General features: G+C 66.5%; 15 protein-coding genes. 6 read left to right on the top strand and 9 right to left on the bottom strand.

Annotated elements, in window-relative coordinates; translation table 11 throughout:
* Positions 1–93: 93 nt before the first annotated feature.
* Genes J2X98_RS08910 through mtrA form a run of 3 tightly spaced genes read right to left on the bottom strand, consistent with a single transcriptional unit; the run spans position 94 to position 4,428 of the window.
* Positions 94–1,809 (bottom strand): LpqB family beta-propeller domain-containing protein, encoded by a 1,716-nt coding sequence (locus J2X98_RS08910; protein ID WP_307306763.1) that lies wholly within the window; start codon positions 1,807–1,809, stop codon positions 94–96.
* Positions 1,806–3,782 carry an MtrAB system histidine kinase MtrB gene (gene mtrB / locus J2X98_RS08905; RefSeq protein ID WP_307306761.1) on the bottom strand — a complete coding sequence of 659 codons (1,977 nt, stop codon included), beginning with the start codon at positions 3,780–3,782 and terminating at the stop codon, positions 1,806–1,808. The genes J2X98_RS08910 and mtrB overlap by 4 nt, the downstream gene beginning before the upstream one ends.
* Complete coding sequence (gene mtrA, locus J2X98_RS08900; protein ID WP_141942272.1) at positions 3,754–4,428, bottom strand: MtrAB system response regulator MtrA; 675 nt, start codon at positions 4,426–4,428, stop codon at positions 3,754–3,756. Before mtrA ends, mtrB begins: the two co-directional genes overlap by 29 nt.
* 168 nt (positions 4,429–4,596) lie before the next feature.
* Here mtrA and J2X98_RS08895 point away from each other — a divergent pair, with 168 nt between their 5' ends.
* The 6 genes from J2X98_RS08895 to J2X98_RS08870 are packed head-to-tail and all read left to right on the top strand — an operon-like array spanning position 4,597 to position 10,970.
* Positions 4,597–6,078, top strand: a complete 1,482-nt coding sequence (locus tag J2X98_RS08895; protein ID WP_307306757.1) for a hypothetical protein — start codon at positions 4,597–4,599, stop codon at positions 6,076–6,078.
* Positions 6,068–6,706: a DUF4129 domain-containing protein gene (locus J2X98_RS08890; protein ID WP_307306755.1), complete on the top strand. Its 639-nt coding sequence runs from the start codon at positions 6,068–6,070 to the stop codon at positions 6,704–6,706. Before J2X98_RS08895 ends, J2X98_RS08890 begins: the two co-directional genes overlap by 11 nt.
* Positions 6,703–7,908, top strand: a complete 1,206-nt coding sequence (locus J2X98_RS08885; RefSeq protein ID WP_307306753.1) for a DUF4350 domain-containing protein — start codon at positions 6,703–6,705, stop codon at positions 7,906–7,908. The genes J2X98_RS08890 and J2X98_RS08885 overlap by 4 nt, the downstream gene beginning before the upstream one ends.
* Positions 7,905–8,918, top strand: coding sequence for an AAA family ATPase (locus J2X98_RS08880; RefSeq protein WP_307306752.1), 1,014 nt, complete (start codon positions 7,905–7,907; stop codon positions 8,916–8,918). The genes J2X98_RS08885 and J2X98_RS08880 overlap by 4 nt, the downstream gene beginning before the upstream one ends.
* Complete coding sequence (locus J2X98_RS08875; protein ID WP_307306751.1) at positions 8,918–10,210, top strand: DUF58 domain-containing protein; 1,293 nt, start codon at positions 8,918–8,920, stop codon at positions 10,208–10,210. The genes J2X98_RS08880 and J2X98_RS08875 overlap by 1 nt, the downstream gene beginning before the upstream one ends.
* 46 nt (positions 10,211–10,256) lie before the next feature.
* Positions 10,257–10,970 carry a DUF4166 domain-containing protein gene (locus tag J2X98_RS08870; protein ID WP_141942280.1) on the top strand — a complete coding sequence of 238 codons (714 nt, stop codon included), beginning with the start codon at positions 10,257–10,259 and terminating at the stop codon, positions 10,968–10,970.
* A 3-nt stretch (positions 10,971–10,973) separates the two neighbouring features.
* On the opposite strand, the gene J2X98_RS08865 is transcribed toward J2X98_RS08870, so the two are convergent.
* The 6 genes from J2X98_RS08865 to J2X98_RS08840 all read right to left on the bottom strand — a co-directional run bounded on the left by J2X98_RS08865 (position 10,974) and on the right by J2X98_RS08840 (position 18,163).
* Positions 10,974–12,059, bottom strand: a complete 1,086-nt coding sequence (locus tag J2X98_RS08865) for a hypothetical protein (RefSeq protein WP_373460855.1) — start codon at positions 12,057–12,059, stop codon at positions 10,974–10,976.
* Positions 12,056–12,463, bottom strand: coding sequence for a chorismate mutase (locus tag J2X98_RS08860; RefSeq protein WP_043450675.1), 408 nt, complete (start codon positions 12,461–12,463; stop codon positions 12,056–12,058). Before J2X98_RS08860 ends, J2X98_RS08865 begins: the two co-directional genes overlap by 4 nt.
* Before the next feature lie 101 nt (positions 12,464–12,564).
* Positions 12,565–14,280, bottom strand: a complete 1,716-nt coding sequence (locus J2X98_RS08855; RefSeq protein WP_141942282.1) for an ABC transporter ATP-binding protein — start codon at positions 14,278–14,280, stop codon at positions 12,565–12,567.
* Positions 14,277–15,302 (bottom strand): ABC transporter permease, encoded by a 1,026-nt coding sequence (locus J2X98_RS08850; RefSeq protein ID WP_141942283.1) that lies wholly within the window; start codon positions 15,300–15,302, stop codon positions 14,277–14,279. The genes J2X98_RS08855 and J2X98_RS08850 overlap by 4 nt, the downstream gene beginning before the upstream one ends.
* Before the next feature lies 1 nt (position 15,303).
* Complete coding sequence (locus tag J2X98_RS08845; protein ID WP_141942285.1) at positions 15,304–16,395, bottom strand: ABC transporter permease; 1,092 nt, start codon at positions 16,393–16,395, stop codon at positions 15,304–15,306.
* A 127-nt stretch (positions 16,396–16,522) separates the two neighbouring features.
* Positions 16,523–18,163, bottom strand: coding sequence for an ABC transporter substrate-binding protein (locus tag J2X98_RS08840; RefSeq protein WP_141942287.1), 1,641 nt, complete (start codon positions 18,161–18,163; stop codon positions 16,523–16,525).
* Positions 18,164–18,362 lie beyond the last annotated feature (199 nt).

The raw sequence follows: 18,362 nt of genomic DNA, 5'->3' as shown, positions 1-18,362 counted from the left end.
TACCGGCCTGCCCGGGGGCAGCCATGTGGAAAACCCCGCCTGGAAGGACGATGACGCATCACACGTACGCAGGCTGCTCCAGTGCCCCGAAGCTCAGCCTGCGAACGCCGGGTCGAGCGGGCCCTTGATCTGCGGCGACCAGCCGTTGCCGAGGCGTTGGAAGATCCCTTCCCCGGACTGCACATAGATGTCGTCGGTGCCGTTTCCGCCGCTGATGGCAACCAGGCCGGGCCAGGGCGCGAGCTGTTGCGGCTGCCCTGAGGTGAAGGACAACAGCTCCGGCGTGACGTTGGAACCCGCCGCGGCTTTCATGACGGCAACAGTAGTGCCGTTCACCCAGACCCCTTGGTCAGGATCGCCGTCGGCAACCAGGGTGATGGGAGCGGTCAGCTCACGCGGTGTGCCGTCTCCGGCCCGGATTATGCCCGTTACCTGCACTTTGGACTTTCCGTCCTGTTCCGAAATCACCAGGGCGCGCACGCCATCACGTGACACGCGGAACTCCTTCACCGTGCGGCCCGCAAGCCAGGAAGGTGCCAGGGTGACGGACGGAACGGCTGCGCCCTCCGCCACGCCGGTGGGATGGAACGACACCACTTCGGTGGCACCGGTAGCGCCGGGGCCCGCCGTCCACACCCAGTCGTTGACGCTGAAGGAGGGCCGGCTGAGGGTGCTGCGGGTGGTCAGGGCCCGGGCGGGTTGGCCCGGGCTGATGCTGTACAGGGTGGTCCTGCCGTCATTGAGGAAAGCCGCGGCCTGCGACACAGGCGATTCCGCAGGGTACCGGGGATTGAGCGCGGACACCGACTGCATGTCCGGCAACGGCGAGACACGGTTGTTTTCGTAGCGGACCAGTTCGTTGCCGCTGATGGCTATTTGGCGCGACGGCACCGTCTTGTCCAGCACGGGGGGAAGAACAGATCCGTTGTCCTCAACCCTGACCAGGTCCTGGTTGGCCCTCAACTCCACGTTGACGACGTCGGGCTGGCTGCGGAACGTCAGGGTCAGCTGCATCTGCATGCGCAGCCGGTCCTCGGCAGAGGTCTCGGTCAGTTCCTTTGCCGTGAGGTCCACCTGGGCCGCACCGGAGACAACGGGCACGGATTCCCTGGCGAGTTTGATACCGGAGGGGAAGGCACTGGCGACGGCGCCGCGCAGATAGGGAGCCGGGCCGGCCAGCAGCGCGCTGGTCATGGCTTTGACGGTCTTGTTCTTCAGGAACCAGCGGACATCGGGTATGGCGTAGGTGAACGTGGGATCGTAAAAGTAGATGGGGTAGGCACCGTAGATGACCTTGAATGTTTCCTCAGCGATGGCGGTTCCGTCCGGGATGGCGGATATCCGCCACTCCCCGTCCACCTGGGTCACAGTCACGGGAATTCGTTCGACGGTTCCCGGGGGCGACTGGGTGGCGATGCCGTCGGCGTCCACGGTGTAGGAGACGTCCAGCTCATAATTGAAGACGTTTTCCGTGCCCGTGGGAACGACGCGTGCCTCGCGGTACACCAGGGCGCGCTTGTCAGGCTTCCAGGACACGGCCGATGCCTGCGTCAGGTACTGGCGGGCCACCGCGTAGTCGTCTTCGTAGCCGCTGCCCGCGCGGTAAAAGTAGTCGATGATGGTCTCAGGCGACGCGCCCGGCTGCGGCGCCGCCGGAAGGAACACTGGAGCACTGACGTTGCCGGCGCTGCTTTCGCTGCTTTTCCCTACCGGCCCGGAAGTGGGAATGCGGGCACAGCCAGAGAGTAGGACGGCCAGCAGCGCGAGCAGTCCCGCAAGATACCTGGCGCGGCGCCGTGTGGCCCTCATGGTGTCTCCTCGGACGCCTGCGGCGGAGCGGGAGTGGCTCCCCCGGCCTGCAGCACCAGCATGTTTCTGTTGCCCTCTTCCGCCGGGATACTGCCCGGTGCTCCCGGGGTGGTGACGTCTTTGGGTTCCAGTTGCAGGGGCGGCTCGGAGATCCCGTCCTCCTGGCGCAGCGGGAGCGTCAGGCGGAAGTTGGCCCCGTCGCCTTTCCTTCCCCAGGCCTGCAGCCAGCCGTGGTGCAGCTTGGTGTCTTCCATGGCAATCGACAGGCCCAGGCCGCTGCCGCCCGTCGTCCGGGCACGCGCAGGATCTGCCCGCCAGAACCTGTCGAAGACGCGGGCAGCCTGGGCCTGGTCCAGCCCGATCCCATGATCCCGGACCGCGACGGCCACGGCAGTCTCGTTGGCGGCAACCGTGACGGTCACCGGCTTGCCCTCACCGTGCTCCACAGCGTTCAGGATCAGGTTCCGCAGAATCCTGTCGATCCGCCGGGCGTCCATTTCCACGATCATGGAACCCTCGGGAGCGGTGTAGAGGATCTCCGACCCATACTCAGCAGCAACGGGTGCCGCGCCCTCAATGACATGGGCGATCACCTGGAGCAGATCCTCGGGCTCAGCGTCCAGCACCGCAACGCCGGCATCGAAGCGGCTGATCTCCAGGAGGTCGGAGAGCAAAGACTGGAACCGCTCCACCTGGTTGTAGAGCAGTTCTGCGGACCGCTTGTTGATCGGGTCGAAATCGTCACGTGCGTCGTACAGGACTTCTGCTGCCATGCGGACTGTGGTGAGCGGCGTCCGCAGCTCGTGCGAGACATCAGAGACGAAGCGCTGCTGCATCTGCGAGAGCGTTGCCAGCTGGGTGATTTGTTCCTGCAGGCTGGCCGCCATGTGGTTGAAGGAAGCTCCCAGGCGTGCCACTTCGTCCTCGCCCCGGACCACCATGCGCTCCTGAAGCTGCCCGGCTGCCAGCTTCTCGGACACCATCGCAGCGTGGCTGACCGGGCTGACCACGTTCCGGGTGACGTACCAGGCCACGGCACCGATCAGGAGGACCAGCACGGCACCACCGGCCCAGAGGACACTTTGGATTTCGTTGAGGGTTTGCTGTGCGGTGTTGAGATCGTAGATCAGGTAAAGCTCGTAAACGGTGCCGTTGAACGTCACCTTGTTCCCGACCGCGATTCCCGGCCGGTCCTCTGTCCCCACCGGGATAACGGTGGATGCCCAGTACTGGTCCTTGCCCGATTCCTGGACCGCCTTCCGCAGGTCGGCCGGGATGACGCTTACGGTCAGTTGGTCGGAGGCGCGGGATTCCACCCAGCGGTTTCGCGGCTTGGTCTGGTTGGGCATCGCTTCGAAGACATAGCGTCTCTGGATTACGGAGCCCCTGCCTTCCACGGCGCTTAGCGTGTCTGAAACCAGGGTAATGACGCTGGACTGGTCGGTGACCTGGGCGCCGTCAAACGTGTCCTGCACCTGCTTGACGTTGTAACGGGTCTCCGACTCCGCCTGGGTGAGCCGCTCCTGGAAGAGGTTGTTGGCAATCTGGTTGGACAGGTAGGCGCCAACGACGGCGAATGAGGTCACTGCGAGCATCAGGGTGGTCAGGACTGTCCGGAACTGCAGCGAACGGCGCCAGCGCTTTTGCAGGGCCCGGCCGAGGTACCGAAGCCCTGGGAGGAACCGCACGACACCGGTGCGCACCAACCTGACGACGCGCAGGGTCACGATAAGGGCGCGCCGCCGCCAGATACCTGCCCGGAACGCAACATGCCTCAGTCCCGGGGCCAAGCCGTCACCGTGACCGCCCGTTCCGTGGCCGGTGCCGTCCTGTGGGCTGCTGTCCCCCTCGGCGCCATCCAGGGCCCCGCTACCGGGGTTCAGGCCGGTGTCCGCTGGATGCGGGGTTGTGCGCCGGACCGGTTCCCCGTCCTGCGCAGCGGAGTCAGACCCCTGCTTTGTAGCCGACACCACGCACCGTCAATACAACTTCCGGGGCTTCCGGGTCCTGCTCAATCTTGGACCGCAGGCGCTGGACATGGACGTTGACCAGCCGCGTATCGGCAGCATGGCGGTAGCCCCATACCTGCTCCAGCAACAGTTCACGGGTGAAGACCTGCCAGGGCTTGCGGGCGAGCGCCACGAGGAGGTCGAATTCCAGTGGGGTCAGGGAGATGCGGTCATTGCCCCGGCTGACGGTATGCCCCGCGACGTCGATGGTGATGTCTGCGATCTTGAGTGTTTCAGGTGCCTTCTGGTCGCCGGGGCGGAGGCGGGCACGGACGCGTGCCACCAGTTCGGCAGGCTTGAAAGGTTTCGGCACGTAGTCGTCGGCACCGGACTCCAGGCCGCGGACGACGTCCGAGGTATCGGACTTGGCGGTCAGCATGACGATGGGCACATCTGACTCCCCGCGGATCTGCCGGCACACCTCGATGCCGTCCATACCGGGAAGCATGAGGTCGAGCAGGACCAGGTCGGGCCGCGACGAGCGGAAAACGTCCAGGGCCTGGGCGCCGTCGGCGCAAAAGACCGGCTCGAAGCCGTCATTACGGAGGACAATTCCAATCATCTCGGCCAGCGCTTCGTCATCATCTACCACCAGAATGCGTGCCTTCATAGCTATATATTCCCTTATCGGGATGGGTTTGTCCTGTTGAGCGGCCTCTGGCATGGCGCGGTACTAGGCCGTCCGACGCCGGAACTATAGTCTTGGGGTCATGTTCCGCTGTGCCGGTGGCGCCTTTCGGCGGCCGGGGCAAGCGGACAGATATTGGGGGAGGAAACAGTGTCACAAGAGCAGCCGGGGCCCGAAGAGCCCACGCAGGAACGGGCGGCAGGCGCCAAGGACGCCCGCTCCGCCTATGGCGCCGGAGGCGGCCCGGACGTGCCGCCTCCCGCAACCCCTGGGCGGGAAGTGCCATGGACGCCGCCGGGCGGAAACGCATCGCAGCAAGGCCCCTGGGAGCAGCAGGCGTGGCAGCAGCAGCGGCCGCCGGGGCCGGCCGCCGGGCAACAACCCCCGCAGCCTCCGCACGCAAACAGCCCGTACCCCGGGGCGCCATATCCGGGAACCCCATACGGCGGTCACGCCTACGGGGCACGCCAAATCAACGGAGCCCCCTACGGCGGCCCTCCCAAAAACGGTTCACCGTATCCCGGCCCACAGTATGGCGCCCCATTCCCGGCCCAGCCCCGCTACGTCGCTCCACCAAAGCCCGGGATCATCCCGTTGCGGCCACTGCTGTTCGGAGAAGTCCTGGACGGTTCCTTCCAGGCGATCAGGCGCAACGCCAAGGCCATTCTCGGCGCGGGCCTGCTGGCCCAGGCCCTGTCGGCCATCCTCGCAGCGGTGCTGACGGGATTCATCGCCACATCATCGGGGTCCGTGGAGTCGTGGGCGGCGACGGCCGGCAGAACCGGCGCCGGTTCCCCAGGGATAGGGTCCCTCGGAATCGGGCTGATGGTCGGCCTGGCCCTCCTGTCCATACTGTCCGTATTCATTTCCGCTGTCCTCCAGGGCGCCATGGTGGTTCCCGTGGCCCGGTCCGTGCTTAACAGGCCCACCGGTTTCCGGCGCATGCTGTCACTGGCGCGCCCAAGGATTGGCGCGCTGATCGGGCTGGCGGCACTGCTGGTCGCAGCGGCAATGGCCGCGGTCATGCTGTTTTTCCTGGTCATCGTCCTCGTGTTCTCCAATGTCCGCGGTGTGGCCACGCTGCTGGTCGTTCCTCTCATGCTTGCCTTCTCTGCCATGTTCCTGTGGGTGGCAATCAAGATGGTGGTGGCGCCCGCCGCCGTCGTGATCGAAGAACTGGGTGCTTTTGCCGCCGTCCGCCGCTCCTGGGAGCTGACCCGCGGCAACTGGTGGCGGATTTTCGGCATCAGCCTGGTGGTTGCCATCCTGGTCGGCGTGATCACCCAGGTCGTCCTGATCCCGGCAAGCATCCTGCCTGCAATCCTGTCCGGGGTGGTCTCGCCGCACGGAGGCAGCGGACGGGATGCCGGAATGGCTGTGGCCATGGGGATCATCACCGCTGTCATCGGCGCCCTGCTGGGTGCAGTGGGCTATGCGTTCCAGACGTCCGTCATGGCGCTTCTCTACATGGACCTGCGGATGCGCAAGGACGGACTGGACATTGAACTGCTGCGCGAACTGGAGACCGGTGCGGATCCTGGCGGGGTCCCAGGCCGGGGACCGCACGCCGCCGGCAGCACGCCTTACCCCGGATACGTAACGCCGCCAGGGGCATGGCCACATGGCCGCTGAACCTCCGGTACTTCCGGGCGCCGGAGAGGCCCGTCGCTGGGCAGCGGAGGAACTGGCCAAACCCGAGTACCGTGACGCGGCCCCGTCCTGGCTCGACACGCTGTGGCAGAACTTCCTGGACTGGCTGCGGTCGCTGGACGGCTCCGGAGGCGAGGCTGCCTCGGTCCCCAGCCCCGTCATCGCCCTCGTCATTGCCGTGATCATCGCAGCCGCCGTCATCCTGGCCCGTCCCCGCCTGAATGCACGTGCACGAAGGGCACAGGACGTCTTCGCAAGGGAAACGGCACTGACTGCCGCGGACTACCGGAACCGTGCCGAGGCCGCGGCCTCGGCAGGGAGGTGGGGGGACGCCGTCGTCGACCGATTCCGCGCCATGGTCCGCAGCGCTGAGGACCGCGCCATCCTGGACCCCCAGGCGGGGCGGACTGCCGATGAGGCGGCGCGGGCACTGTCCGTTCCTTTCCGCGCCGAGGCCCTGCGGCTGGCCCGGGCAGCCGCAACCTTCGACGGCATCCGTTACGGGAACAGGGCAGCGGACAGCCCCGATTACCAGGAGATGGTGGCGCTTGACGGAACACTGGATGCCATGAGGGCCGCCTCCACCGGCAGCGCCGTGCCGATGCCATGACGGGGACTGCCGGGGCGGACACGCACCCTGTTGACGAAGAGGGGCGGTCCGCCGGGCCGCACCCCAAGCGACGCACCTTCACCGCCTGGTTACGGCGACACCGCAGCGCCGCCGCGGCCGGCGCTGGGGTGGCCGCGGCGCTGGCCCTCATCGTCGGCACGCAGCTCGCGCCCAAAGGTGACTCGGTTCCCCTCTCCGTCCACAACGCGGGCCCGGGTGGCGCGAAGGCCGTGGCCGAAATCCTCGGCCGGCATGGTGTCTCGGTGCACACCCCCAACCGCTTTGACACAGCGCTGGAGGACCTGCGGGCCAGTTCCTCCCCTACCCTGCTGCTCTATGACCGCAACGGCATCCTGGGTGAGCCGCAACTGGCAGCCCTGATGGCGGCCGCGCACCGTGTGGTGGTGGTCTCGCCCAGGTTGGAGACCCTCACCGGCCTTGACCACGGCATTCGCCAGGCCGGCGTGGTCCCCGATGCCTTCCCCATCCTGGACCCCGGATGCGCCCTGCCGGACGCGGAGGCAGCGGGGCAAGTCACCGGCGAGGGCGGATACGTGTACGACGGCGGGACGTCCTGCTACCGCGCTGCAGGAACCGCCGGAATGCTCGCCGTCAGCAGCGACGGACGCCTGGCTGTGCTGGGCAGCACAGAGGTCCTGGGCAACGACAAGCTGGACGAACTGGGAAATGCCGCGCTGGGAATCCGGATGCTCGGTGCGTCGCCGGACCTCGTCTGGTACCTGCCCTCACTGGAGGACGTCGCCGTGGGCGGCTCCCCGAAAACCCTCGACGACCTGGCGCCTGGCTGGGCCCGGTTCCTGGGTCCCTGGCTGCTGGTGGTGGCACTGGCGGCCATCGTGTGGAGGGGGCGGCGAAACGGCCCCCTGGTCTTTGAACCGTTGCCGGTTGTGGTCAAGGCCGTCGAGACGGCAGAGGGACGGGCACGGCTCTACCAGGACGGGCGCGCCATCGGACAAGCGCGCGACAATCTGCGGTCCGGGCTGCTGGTGCGGCTGGCCGTGAAGCTCAGGCTTGGCCCCGGCGCCACCGCCGAGGACATTATTGCCGCTGCTGCCCGGCTGCTCGGCAGGGACAGCGCGGAGGTCCGCATGCTGATCAACGAACGCCCCGCAACTGAACCGCGGCTGGTGGCCTGGTCCCGGGCCATGGACAAACTGGAGAAAGAGGTCATGGACCGATGAGTGAACAAAGCAGTGGGCCGGCAGTCCTGAATTCATTGGGTTCCAACAGTTCCCTGGACGACGACGGGGCACGCCAGGCGCTGCTGGCTGTCCGCCGGGAGGTGGCAAGGGCAGTGGTGGGACAGGATGCAACCGTCACCGGGCTCCTCATTGCCTTGCTTTCCCAGGGGCACGTGCTGCTGGAAGGCGTCCCCGGCGTAGCCAAGACCCTGCTGGTCCGGGCCCTCTCCGCCGCGCTGAGCCTGGACACGAAGAGGGTGCAGTTCACCCCGGACCTCATGCCGGGCGATGTCACCGGTTCGTTGGTCTACGACTCTCGCACGTCCGAGTTCACCTTCCGGGAGGGCCCTGTTTTCACCAATCTCCTGCTGGCCGACGAGATCAACCGCACCCCGCCAAAGACCCAGGCTTCACTCCTCGAAGCCATGGAAGAGCGCCAGGTGTCCGTGGACGGAGTGTCGCGGCGGCTGCCGGCGCCCTTCCTGGTGGCGGCCACCCAAAATCCGGTGGAGTACGAAGGGACCTATCCCCTGCCGGAGGCCCAGTTGGACAGGTTCCTACTGAAGCTCACCATGCCGCTGCCGGAACGGGGGGATGAGATTGAAGTTGTCCGCCGCCATGCCGCCGGCTTCGATCCCCGGGACCTTACGGCTGCGGGGGTAACCGCGGTCGCCGGCGGGGAGGACCTGGAGCGGGCACGGAAAGCGGTGACGCGGGTGGCCGTGGAGCCGGAGGTCATCGGATACATCGTGGACCTGGTGCGGGCAACCCGCGCCGCGCCCTCATTCCAGCTTGGTGTCTCTCCGCGCGGCGCCACCGCACTGCTTAATACCTCACGGTCCTGGGCGTGGCTCTCTGGCCGTGTGTTTGTCACCCCTGACGACGTCAAGGCGCTGGCGCTGCCCTGCCTTCGGCACCGGGTGGCCCTGCAGCCCGAAGCCCAGATGGACGGGGTGCGGGTGGATGACGTCCTGGCCAGCATCCTGGCCTCCGTTCCTGTTCCCCGCTGATGGCCATCTCGGGCCGTTACGTGGCACTGGTGCTGCTTGGCCTGGTGCCGGTGCTGCTGCTCCCGGGGTGGCCTACCGTATTGGTTACCGGCGCATTGCTTATGGCCCTGCTGGCTGTAGACCTGCTGTTCGCCGGTTCCCTTCGCAGGGTCGGGGCCCTCCGTGCGGAACCGGAAAACGTGACGCTCAACAACGCGGTGGACGCCGTGCTCACGCTCCGTAATGGGGGCGCCCGCGCGGTCCGGGGAACGTTGCGCGATGGCTGGCAGCCCTCTGCCGGGGCGCAGAACGCGGTCCAGGACATCAACGTTCCGGCGGGCGAAAGCAGACGGTTCACGGTCAGGCTCCGGCCGGTCCGGCGGGGAGACCTTGCAGCTCACCACGTGACTCTTCGCTCGTTTGGTCCGCTGGGCCTGGCTGCCCGCCAGCGGACCATCGAATGCCCGGGCTCGGTGCGCGTCCTGCCGCCATTCCATTCCCGGCGGCACCTGCCCTCAAAGCTGCGGAAGCTCCGCGAACTCGATGGAAAGGCTGCGGTCCAGATCCGCGGGGCCGGTACCGAGTTCGATTCCCTGCGCGACTACGTCCGTGGCGATGACGTCCGGTCCATCGACTGGAGGGCGACGGCCCGGCGCTCAGCCACGGTAGTGCGCACATGGCGCCCCGAACGGGACCGGCGGGTGGTACTGGTCCTGGATACCTCCCGCACGTCCGCGGCGAGGATCGGTGACGAAACGCGCCTGGACACCGGACTCGAGGCTGCGCTCCTTGTGGCAGTCCTGGCAGAACGGGGCGGCGACCGTGTGGACTTCGTGGCCTTTGACCGCAGGACCCGGGCACGCGCCGGCTCGGCCGGGCAGGGCAGCATCCTGGCCCGGCTGGTCCAGGCCATGGCTCCCCTCAACGCGGAGCTGATCGAAATGGACTGGCCTGCAGTTCCGGCGCAGGTGCGCGCGGTCTCGGTGCACCGGTCACTCGTGGTGCTGTTGACGTCGTTGGACGGCGGGGCCCCGGAGGAGGGCCTTCTGCCCGTGGCGGAGCGGCTGGCCGGCCAGCACGTGGTGGTGGTGGCGGCCGTCCGTGACCCACAGCTGGGTACCATGCTCCGGGAGCGAAGCGACGCCACCGGGGTGTTCCGGGCCGCCGCCGCGGAACGGGCTCTCCTTCAACGGGCAGGGGTCATCGCCGAACTGCGGCGCTGCGGAGTGGAAGTGGTGGACGCCGAGCCGCAGGAGCTGCCGCCGCGGCTGGCGGACATGTACATCCGGCTCAAGGCAGCCGGTAAATTGTGAACCCACAGGCAATCAGCGCAGTCCCAGGCAACGAGAGGTCCACTTCATGAGCGTCCCGATCTACCAGCAGGCCCTGGGCACGGCGTTTTCCCAGCTGCAGCCCGAACTGCAGGAGTACTTCTCCCTGGCCCCGGGGTCAGGGCAGTACGGCGTAGGGGAAGGAACGTTCGACGTCGTGGGGTGCCGCCAGCGGTGGCTGCGCCCTTTGCTGCGGCTCACCGGGAGCGAGGAGGCCTTCTTTCCCGAGTACGGCGAGAACATACCCTTCCGCATCGAGAACCACGCCCATCAGGACCCGTTCGGCCGGTCCAGCCTTACAGCCCGCCGCGAGATTCGGTTCCCCGGCCGGACGCGGCTCTTCCAGGACACCACGAGTGCCAGCAACCGGGGCGGCCTGACGCAGTTGGTCGACTACGTGGGCCGGTACCGGCGCCTGGTGACGGACCTGAACCTGGGCGTTACGCCGGACGGCAGGCTGCGCGGAGTCTCGGAGGCGTCGCGGCTCTTCCTTGGACCGCTCCGGGTGCCGCTCCCGGAAGCCCTGGATGCCAAAGCCTACGCCGAGCAGTGGTGGGACCCGGCCGCTGGCCACAACGGTCGGCACCGTATCCAGGTCAAGGTCATCCAGCCACAGATTGGACTGGTCCTGGTGTATGCGGGGGCATTCGACTACCGGCTGCGCCCCTACACGGGCGGCAGTTCCGCCCAAAGCTACCTGCCCCGCTATGCGCAGCCTGAGCGGTGGGAAAACCGGGTCTAGCGCCTACCCCAGTGCCTGCTGGTTCAGGCCGTCGGCGACGTGCGTCAGCCTGCCCAGGACCGCCGTGGCCTGCGCCGGGGTAAGTCCGGCCAGTCCCGCAGAGGGCGTTACCCGCACGGCAGCGAGCAGCGAGGGCGGAAGGCCCAGCTGGCGCCAGGGACGCCATACGGAGTCCACGCAGTCGGCCACCTTGGGCAGCGGGCCCTTGGAGGATAGGTCCACCGCTCCGGCCCAAAACTGTTTTCCTGCCTCCATGGCTCCCGCCACCTGCTCCCACTGCCGGTTAGTCAGGGCTTTGAGCGGCAATGCCACGCCGTCCGCCCCTGCCGCCAGGGCCAGTTCGATGGGTGCCTCGATCTCGGGGAAGGCCAGCACTACCCCGGCTGCACCGGAGGAGCGAAGGGCGTCCAGGACCAGGCGCCAGGATTCGCGTACCTCTGATGCTGCCACCGCCCGAAGCGTGCGGTAGCCGCTCGCTGTGGGGATGGTCCCGCCAAGTACGGCGGCGATGGCCGGCTCATCCACCTGCACCACCACGCGGGTGCCCGGAACGGCGGCCGCCACCCGCGTGAGGAAGCCGGCCACGCCAGCAGAAAGGGAAGCAGCGAGATCCCGGCGGGCGCCGTAATCCAGCAGGGCCCGCTCTCCGTTGTGCAGGTAGAGGCCGGCCGCAAGGCTGAGCGGACCAACCAACTGCACTTTCAGTTCACCGGCGGACGCGTCCTCTGCCCCTGCAACATCTGCCAGGACGTTCAGGTCCGTGGCCAGGGCCGACGCCGCGCGGCGCATGTCCTTGCCGGGCCGGTCGACCAGCCGCCACCCATGGGGCTGGACGTCCACCGCGAGATCTTCCAGGAGCGACGCTGTGCGTCCCAGGGCATCGGAACCAACCCCGCGGTCCGGCAATTCCGCCAGGAACGGCAGGTGCGGGCTGCCGAGCTCCCCCCGGATGATCCGGGCGGCTTCCAGGGGGTCTTCCCCGGGCCAGGTTCCGAGGCCCGTGGCAGTTACCTGCAGGGGCGTGGCCTCCTTGGGCTGATGGGAGGCACTTAGAGGGGCGGACCCGGGCTGTTGCTGTTCCCGGCTCACGCCAGTGCGGAGGTCTGGGGCTGCTGGCCGGAGGAGGCCTGATGGTCCTCGGCGATGGCCTCATGGTGGCGGATCACTTCGCCGATGATGAAGTTGAGGAATTTTTCCGCGAACGCAGGGTCGAGGTGCGCGTCCTCCGCGAGGCGCCGCAGCCGTGCGATCTGCGCTGCCTCACGTCCCGGATCGCCGGCCGGCAGGCGGTGGGTTGCCTTCAGGAAGCCCACTTTTTGGGTCGCTTTGAAGCGCTCTGCCAGGAGGTACACCAAGGTGGCATCAATGTTGTCGATGCTGGAGCGGATGGACAGCAGTTCAGCCATCACCGAATCGTCCACGTGGCCTGCCAGGGAGCTGGCGGATGGATCAAAATCGTCGGAGCCAGGAGAGCTGGGGTTGTGCTGCGTCATGGCTCCAGTCTAGGGGAGCCGATCGAATAGCCGCGGGTGTTAAGCGCCGGTGCCGGGCCTGCCGGCACCGGCGCTCTCCACAGCATGGGATTCCTGCGGAATCAGGTCCCCAGGAGTGCGCGGTGCTCCTCCCTGCGTTTGGCCTGTTCGGCAGGGTCCGGCACCGGCAGGGAGGCAATCAGCCGCCGGGTGTAGTCATGCTGCGGGTTGCCCATGACCTGGCTGCCGATCCCCTGTTCCACCAGCTTCCCCTTGTACAGCACGCCCACCCAGGAGGACAGGATGTCCACCACGGCAAGGTCGTGGCTGATGAACAGGCAGCCGAACCCGAACTCCTCCTGGATGTCCCGGAACAGCTCCAGCACCTTTGCCTGCACCGAAACGTCCAGGGCCGACGTCGGCTCGTCCGCGATCAGCAGCCGGGGGTTCAGGCTGAGGGCGCGGGCCAGTGATGCCCGCTGCCGCTGTCCGCCGGACAGTTCGTGCGGGTACCGTCCTGCGTACGACGCCGGCAACTGGACTGATTCAAGCAGCTCACCGACGCGCTTGCGCGCCTGTGCTTCGCTGGGCCGGGTGTGGATGAGCATGGGCTCGGCAATACACTCGCCAATGGTCAGCTGCGGGTTGAAGGATGCGGCAGGGTCCTGGAAGACGAAGCCGATGTCTTTGCGCAGCGGTTTGAAAGTGCGTTCGCGAAGGTTCAGCATCTCGTAGCCCAGCACCTTGAGGCTGCCTCCCGTGGTGCGGTTTAGCCCGGCGATGGCCCGGCCAATCGTTGTTTTTCCGGAGCCGGACTCTCCCACCAGGCCAAATACCTCTCCCCTGGACAGGGTGAAGCTGACACCGTCCACGGCCTTGAACGCCGGCGTGCCGAGCCGCCCGGGATATTCGATCACCAGGTTGTCGGCAGCCACCAGTACCTCCTCATCCTGGTGCCGCCGCTCAGTGAGGCCTTCCGACGCCGAGTTGCGGCCGAGGTGGGGCACTGCAGCCAGCAGGTGCCGGGTGTAGTCCTGCCGGGGTTCGGCGAACAGTGTCTTCGATGTGGCTTCCTCCACGACATCGCCCTGGTACATCACCACCACCCGGTCCGCCAGGTCCGCCACGACGCCCATGTTGTGCGTGATGAGCACGATCGAGGTGCCGTATTTGTCCCGCAGGTCCCGGAGGAGTTCCAGGATTTCCGCCTGGACCGTGACGTCCAGGGCCGTGGTGGGCTCGTCCGCCACGATCAGGCCCGGGTTCAGCGCCAGGGCGGCGGCAATCACCACACGCTGCTTCTGGCCTCCTGAGAACTGGTGCGGATAATAGTTGACCCGGTGTTCGGGATCCGGGATCCCCACTTTGCGCAGCGCCTCAATGGCCCGGGCCTTGGCTTCCTTGGCGGAGACCCGTCCCCCGCCGTTGGCTCCGGCGTGCGCACGGATCCCCTCCGCAATCTGCCATCCCACGGTGAACACGGGATTGAGGGCGGTGGAGGGCTCCTGGAACACCATGGCCACGTCCCGTCCGCGGATCTGGCGGAGCCGCCCCGGACTGAGGCTGATGACGTTGGTGCCGTTGATCAGCACGGCTCCCGAGCTTACGGCGGTCTCGGGGAGCAGCCCCAGGATGGTCTTTGCCGTGACCGTCTTGCCGGAGCCGGATTCGCCCACGATGGCCAGCACCTCGCCGGCTTTGACCTCCAGGCTGACATCCTTGACGGCGTACACGTCTCCCCCGTCGGTGGCGAAGGTGACCTTCAGGTGGTCGATGTCCAGGACGGTTTTCCGGTCCTGGTCCTGCTGGTCGGACAGTGAACCGAGGTTTTCGCTCACGGGTTGCTCAATTCTGTTTCGGGGCCGGAACCGGCGCGAGTGCCCGGTGCGGCGGCAGCAGCTTTGCGGCCGGTCCGCTTCCGGCCGCGGAGACGCGGATCGTTCAGGTCGTTGATGCTTTCGCCCACCAGTGTCAGCCCGAGGACTGTCCAGACAATCGCGAGGCCCGGGAACAGCCCGGTCCACCAGATGCCTGAGGTGGTGTCCGCAAGCGCCTTGTTCAGGTCGAATCCCCACTCGGCCGCCGAGCTTGGTTCAATGCCGAAGCCAAGGAAGCCCAGCCCGGCCAGGGTCAGGATGGATTCGGAGGCGTTGAGGGTAAAGATCAGCGGCAGTGTGCGGGTGGCGTTCCGGTAGATGTGCCGGGTCATGATGCGGATGTTGGATGCGCCAACCACCTTGGCCGATTCGACGAAGGGCTCGGCCTTCAGCCGGATGGTCTCGGCGCGGATCACCCTGAAGTACTGCGGGATGAACACCACCGTGATGGAGATGGCGGCAGCCAGGATTCCGCCCAGCAGGCTGGACTGCCCGCCGCTGATGACGATCGCCATCACGATGGCCACCAGCAGCGACGGGAACGCGTAGATCGCGTCGGCGACGACCACCAGGATTCGGTCAAGCCAGCCGCCGATGTAGCCGCTGACCAGGCCGAGGATGACACCGGCGAAAATCGAGAGGACCACGGCCACGATGATGACCAGCAGTGCGGTCTGGGTACCCCAGATCACGCGTGAAAGGACGTCGTATCCGCCCACGGTGGTGCCCAGAAGGTGCTTGCCGCCGGGGGCCTGCTGGGTGGGGAAGTTGCCGTCGGCATCCGAGAGCTGCGCGAAGCCGTACGGCGCCAGCAGCGGAGCAGCCAATGCTGTGAGCAGGAAGATGCCGGTGAGGACGAGCCCCACCACCAGCATGAAGCGTTGCAGCCCGACGCTCTTATTGAAGTGGGAAACAACCGGCAGCCGCCGGAAGAAGGATGCCCGCGGGTTGGCCACGGGTTTCAGGGTGGTCTCGGCAGTCATGTCAGTACCTCACGCGGGGGTCGATCAGCGCGGCGATGATGTCCACGATGAAGTTGGTGACGGCGACGATGACGGCCAGCAGCACCACGATGCCCTGGACGGCGACGAAGTCGCGCGCCGTGAGGTAGTTGGCCAGCTGGAATCCGAGGCCTTTCCACTCAAAGGTTGTTTCGGTGAGCACGGCCCCGCCGAGCAGCACTGCGATCTGCAGGCCCATGACCGTGATGATGGGGATCAGCGCCGGCTTGTAGGCGTGCTTGGTCACCAGCCGATATTCGCTGACGCCGCGTGAGCGGCCCGCCTCGATGTAGTCCTTGCCGAGTGTGCCGATGACGTTGGTCCGGACCAGGCGCAGGAAGACCCCTGCCGTCAGGAGGCCAAGGGCCAGCGCCGGAAGGACGGCGTGGGACATCACGTCGCTGAGGGCAGCCATGTTGCCGCTGCGCAGGGCGTCCAGCCAGTAGATGCCGGTGGGGGCTTCCAGGGCTGTGAGTGACAGTTCGGTCCTGGTGCCGGCGCGTCCGGCCACCGGGAGCCAGTGCAGCCACACCGAAAAGATGAGTTTGAGCAGCATTCCAGCAAAGAAGACAGGGGTGGCGTAGAACAGGATGGCCAGGATCCGGAGCACGGCGTCCGGCAGGTGGTCACGCCGGTGGGCGGCGATCATCCCCAAAGGGATGCCCACCACCAGAGCGACGATGATGGCGTTGATGGCCAGCTCCAGGGTGGCGGAGCCGTAGGTGGTCAGCATCTCGGTGACCTTGCGGTTGTCCGAGAGGGTGGTGCCAAAGTTGCCTGTAGCCAGCTGGCCCAGGTATTCGAAGTACTGCGCGAACAGGGGCCGGTCATAGCCGGCGGCGTGGATCCGTTCCTGCAGCTGGTCCGGGGGAAGCCGGCCGCCCATTGCGGCCGTGATGGGGTCGCCGGTGATCCGCATCAGGAAGAACACCATGGTGACGAGGATGAGGATGGTAGGGAAGATCAGCAGGAAGCGGACCAGGATGTACTGGCCCAGCCCTCCGCCTCCCTGCTTTTTCTTGGGCGGAAGGAGCGCGTCCGCGTCACTGGGTGGCGCGTCAATCAAAGTTGTCATCGGTACCTGGATTCGTGGTGACCGGGAGCCAGCAGTCCCCTCGATGCTGGCTGATGACCGGCAAAAGGCGGGACGCCGTTGCGGCGTCCCGCCTCTGGCCCGTCAGAGCCGGATGGGGGTGGAGTGCTTACTTGGACAGGACGCCAAGGCGGGTCTTGAAGGAGGGGTCAAGGGTCTTCTCGACACCCTTGACGTCAGCCCCCGCTACCAGAAGCTGCGAGCCCTGGAGGAGCGGCAGGGTGGAGAGGTCCTTTGCCACAGCCGTCTGGGCATCCCCGATCAGCTTCTGGCGCTCTGTCTTGTCCGGCGTGGTCAGCTGCTTCTGGATCAGGTCCGTGACAGTGGGGTTCTCGTAGTGGTTCTTGAGGAAGTTGCCCGGGATGAAGAAGGGAGTGAGGTAGTTGTCCGCATCCGAGTAGTCCGGGAACCAACCGAGCTGGTAAACGGGGTACGCGTCAGAGGTGCGTGCCTTGGAGTACGTCACCCATTCGGTAGACTGCAGGTCCACGGTGAACAGGCCCGACTTCTCCAGCTGCTCCTTGACCATGGCGTACTCGTCACCGGAGGACTTGCCGTAGTGGTCCGGGTTGTACTGCAGCTTCACGGTGACGGGCCCGGTAACGCCGGCGTCCGCCAGGGTCTTCTTGGCCTTGTCCACGCTGGGCTTGCCGCTGCCGTCGCCATACATGTCCTTCAGCGGCTGGGTTGCCCCGGGCAGGCCGTCCGGGACCACGGAGTAGGCGGGAACATACGTGCCCTTGTAAACCTGGTCGGAAATGGCCTGGCGGTCCACGATGTCGGCCATGGCCTGCCGCACCGCGAGGGCCTTGGCCGGGTTGGCTTCGGGCGTCTTGGCGCCGAACGGCATGGTGTCGAAGTTGAAGACGATGTAGCGAAGCTCGCCACCCGGTCCCTTGTAGACCTTGACCTTGGAGTCCTTGCCGAGGTCCGCGGCGTCCGTGGCGGTGAGGCTGCGGCCGGCAACGTCGATGTTGCCGCCCTGGACGTCCAGCTTGAGGTTGTTGGAGTCGGCGTAGTACTTGATGACGGCGCTGTCATTGGCCGGCTTGCCCAGCAGTCCGTTGTAGTCCGCATTGGCCTTGAGGCTGACGAGTTCGTTCTTCTTGTAGGAGTCGATCGTGTAGGGGCCGGCGAAGGGCTTGGCGGCGACGATGTCCTCATCGCTCATGATCTTGTCGGCCGGGAAGACTTCCTCGTCCACGATGGGGCCGGTGTTGGTCCCCAGGACGCTGGGGAACACCTGGTCATTTGCCTGCTTCAGGTTGAAGACCACGGTGGTGTCGTCCTTGGCCTCGACCGACTTGAGGTTGGAGAGCAGGGACGCGGGGCCGTTGGGATCGTCGATCTTCATGACGCGGTCGTAGGAGAACTTCACGTCTGATGAGGTCAGGGCGTGGCCGTTGGCAAACTTCAGGTTGGGCTTGAGCTTCACCGTGAATTCGGTGGGAGCAGTGAACGAGGCAGATTCGGCGATGTCCGGGCTGACCTCGGCAGAGCCGGGCTTGGAGTTCATCAGGAAGGGGTAGACCTGGTTCATCACCAGGAAGGAGCCTGCGTCGTAGGACCCGGCGGGGTCGAGGGTGACGACCTTGTCCGTGGTTCCGAAAGTGATGGCACCGCCGCCGGCACTGCCGCCGGTGGCCGTTCCACCGCCGCCGCCCGATGGCCCCGTGCAGGCTGTCAGGGCCAGGGCGGAGATGCCTGCCAGCGCGATGGCGCGGTGCAGGCCAGTAGTGCTCTTGATCATCTGTGAACTTTCTTTCCGATGAGTACGCGCACGCCGGCGGTCACAGGTTGATACTCCCAGACGCCGGCGTGCAGTGCTGATCCCTAGATTCAATCAGAGAGTCAGCCCTCGGGACGGCAATTCCTGTGAGTTGAGACACAATATTTTCTCAAAAGTTACCCAGCAGTGCGCCCCGCAAAGGCGGAGGGCGGGCCCGGGC

Origin of the sequence: Pseudarthrobacter enclensis, assembly GCF_030811655.1 — a bacterium.
Taxonomy (GTDB): Bacteria; Actinomycetota; Actinomycetes; order Actinomycetales; family Micrococcaceae; genus Arthrobacter; species Arthrobacter enclensis_A.
This window is presented reverse-complemented; position numbering and strand designations above follow the sequence as displayed.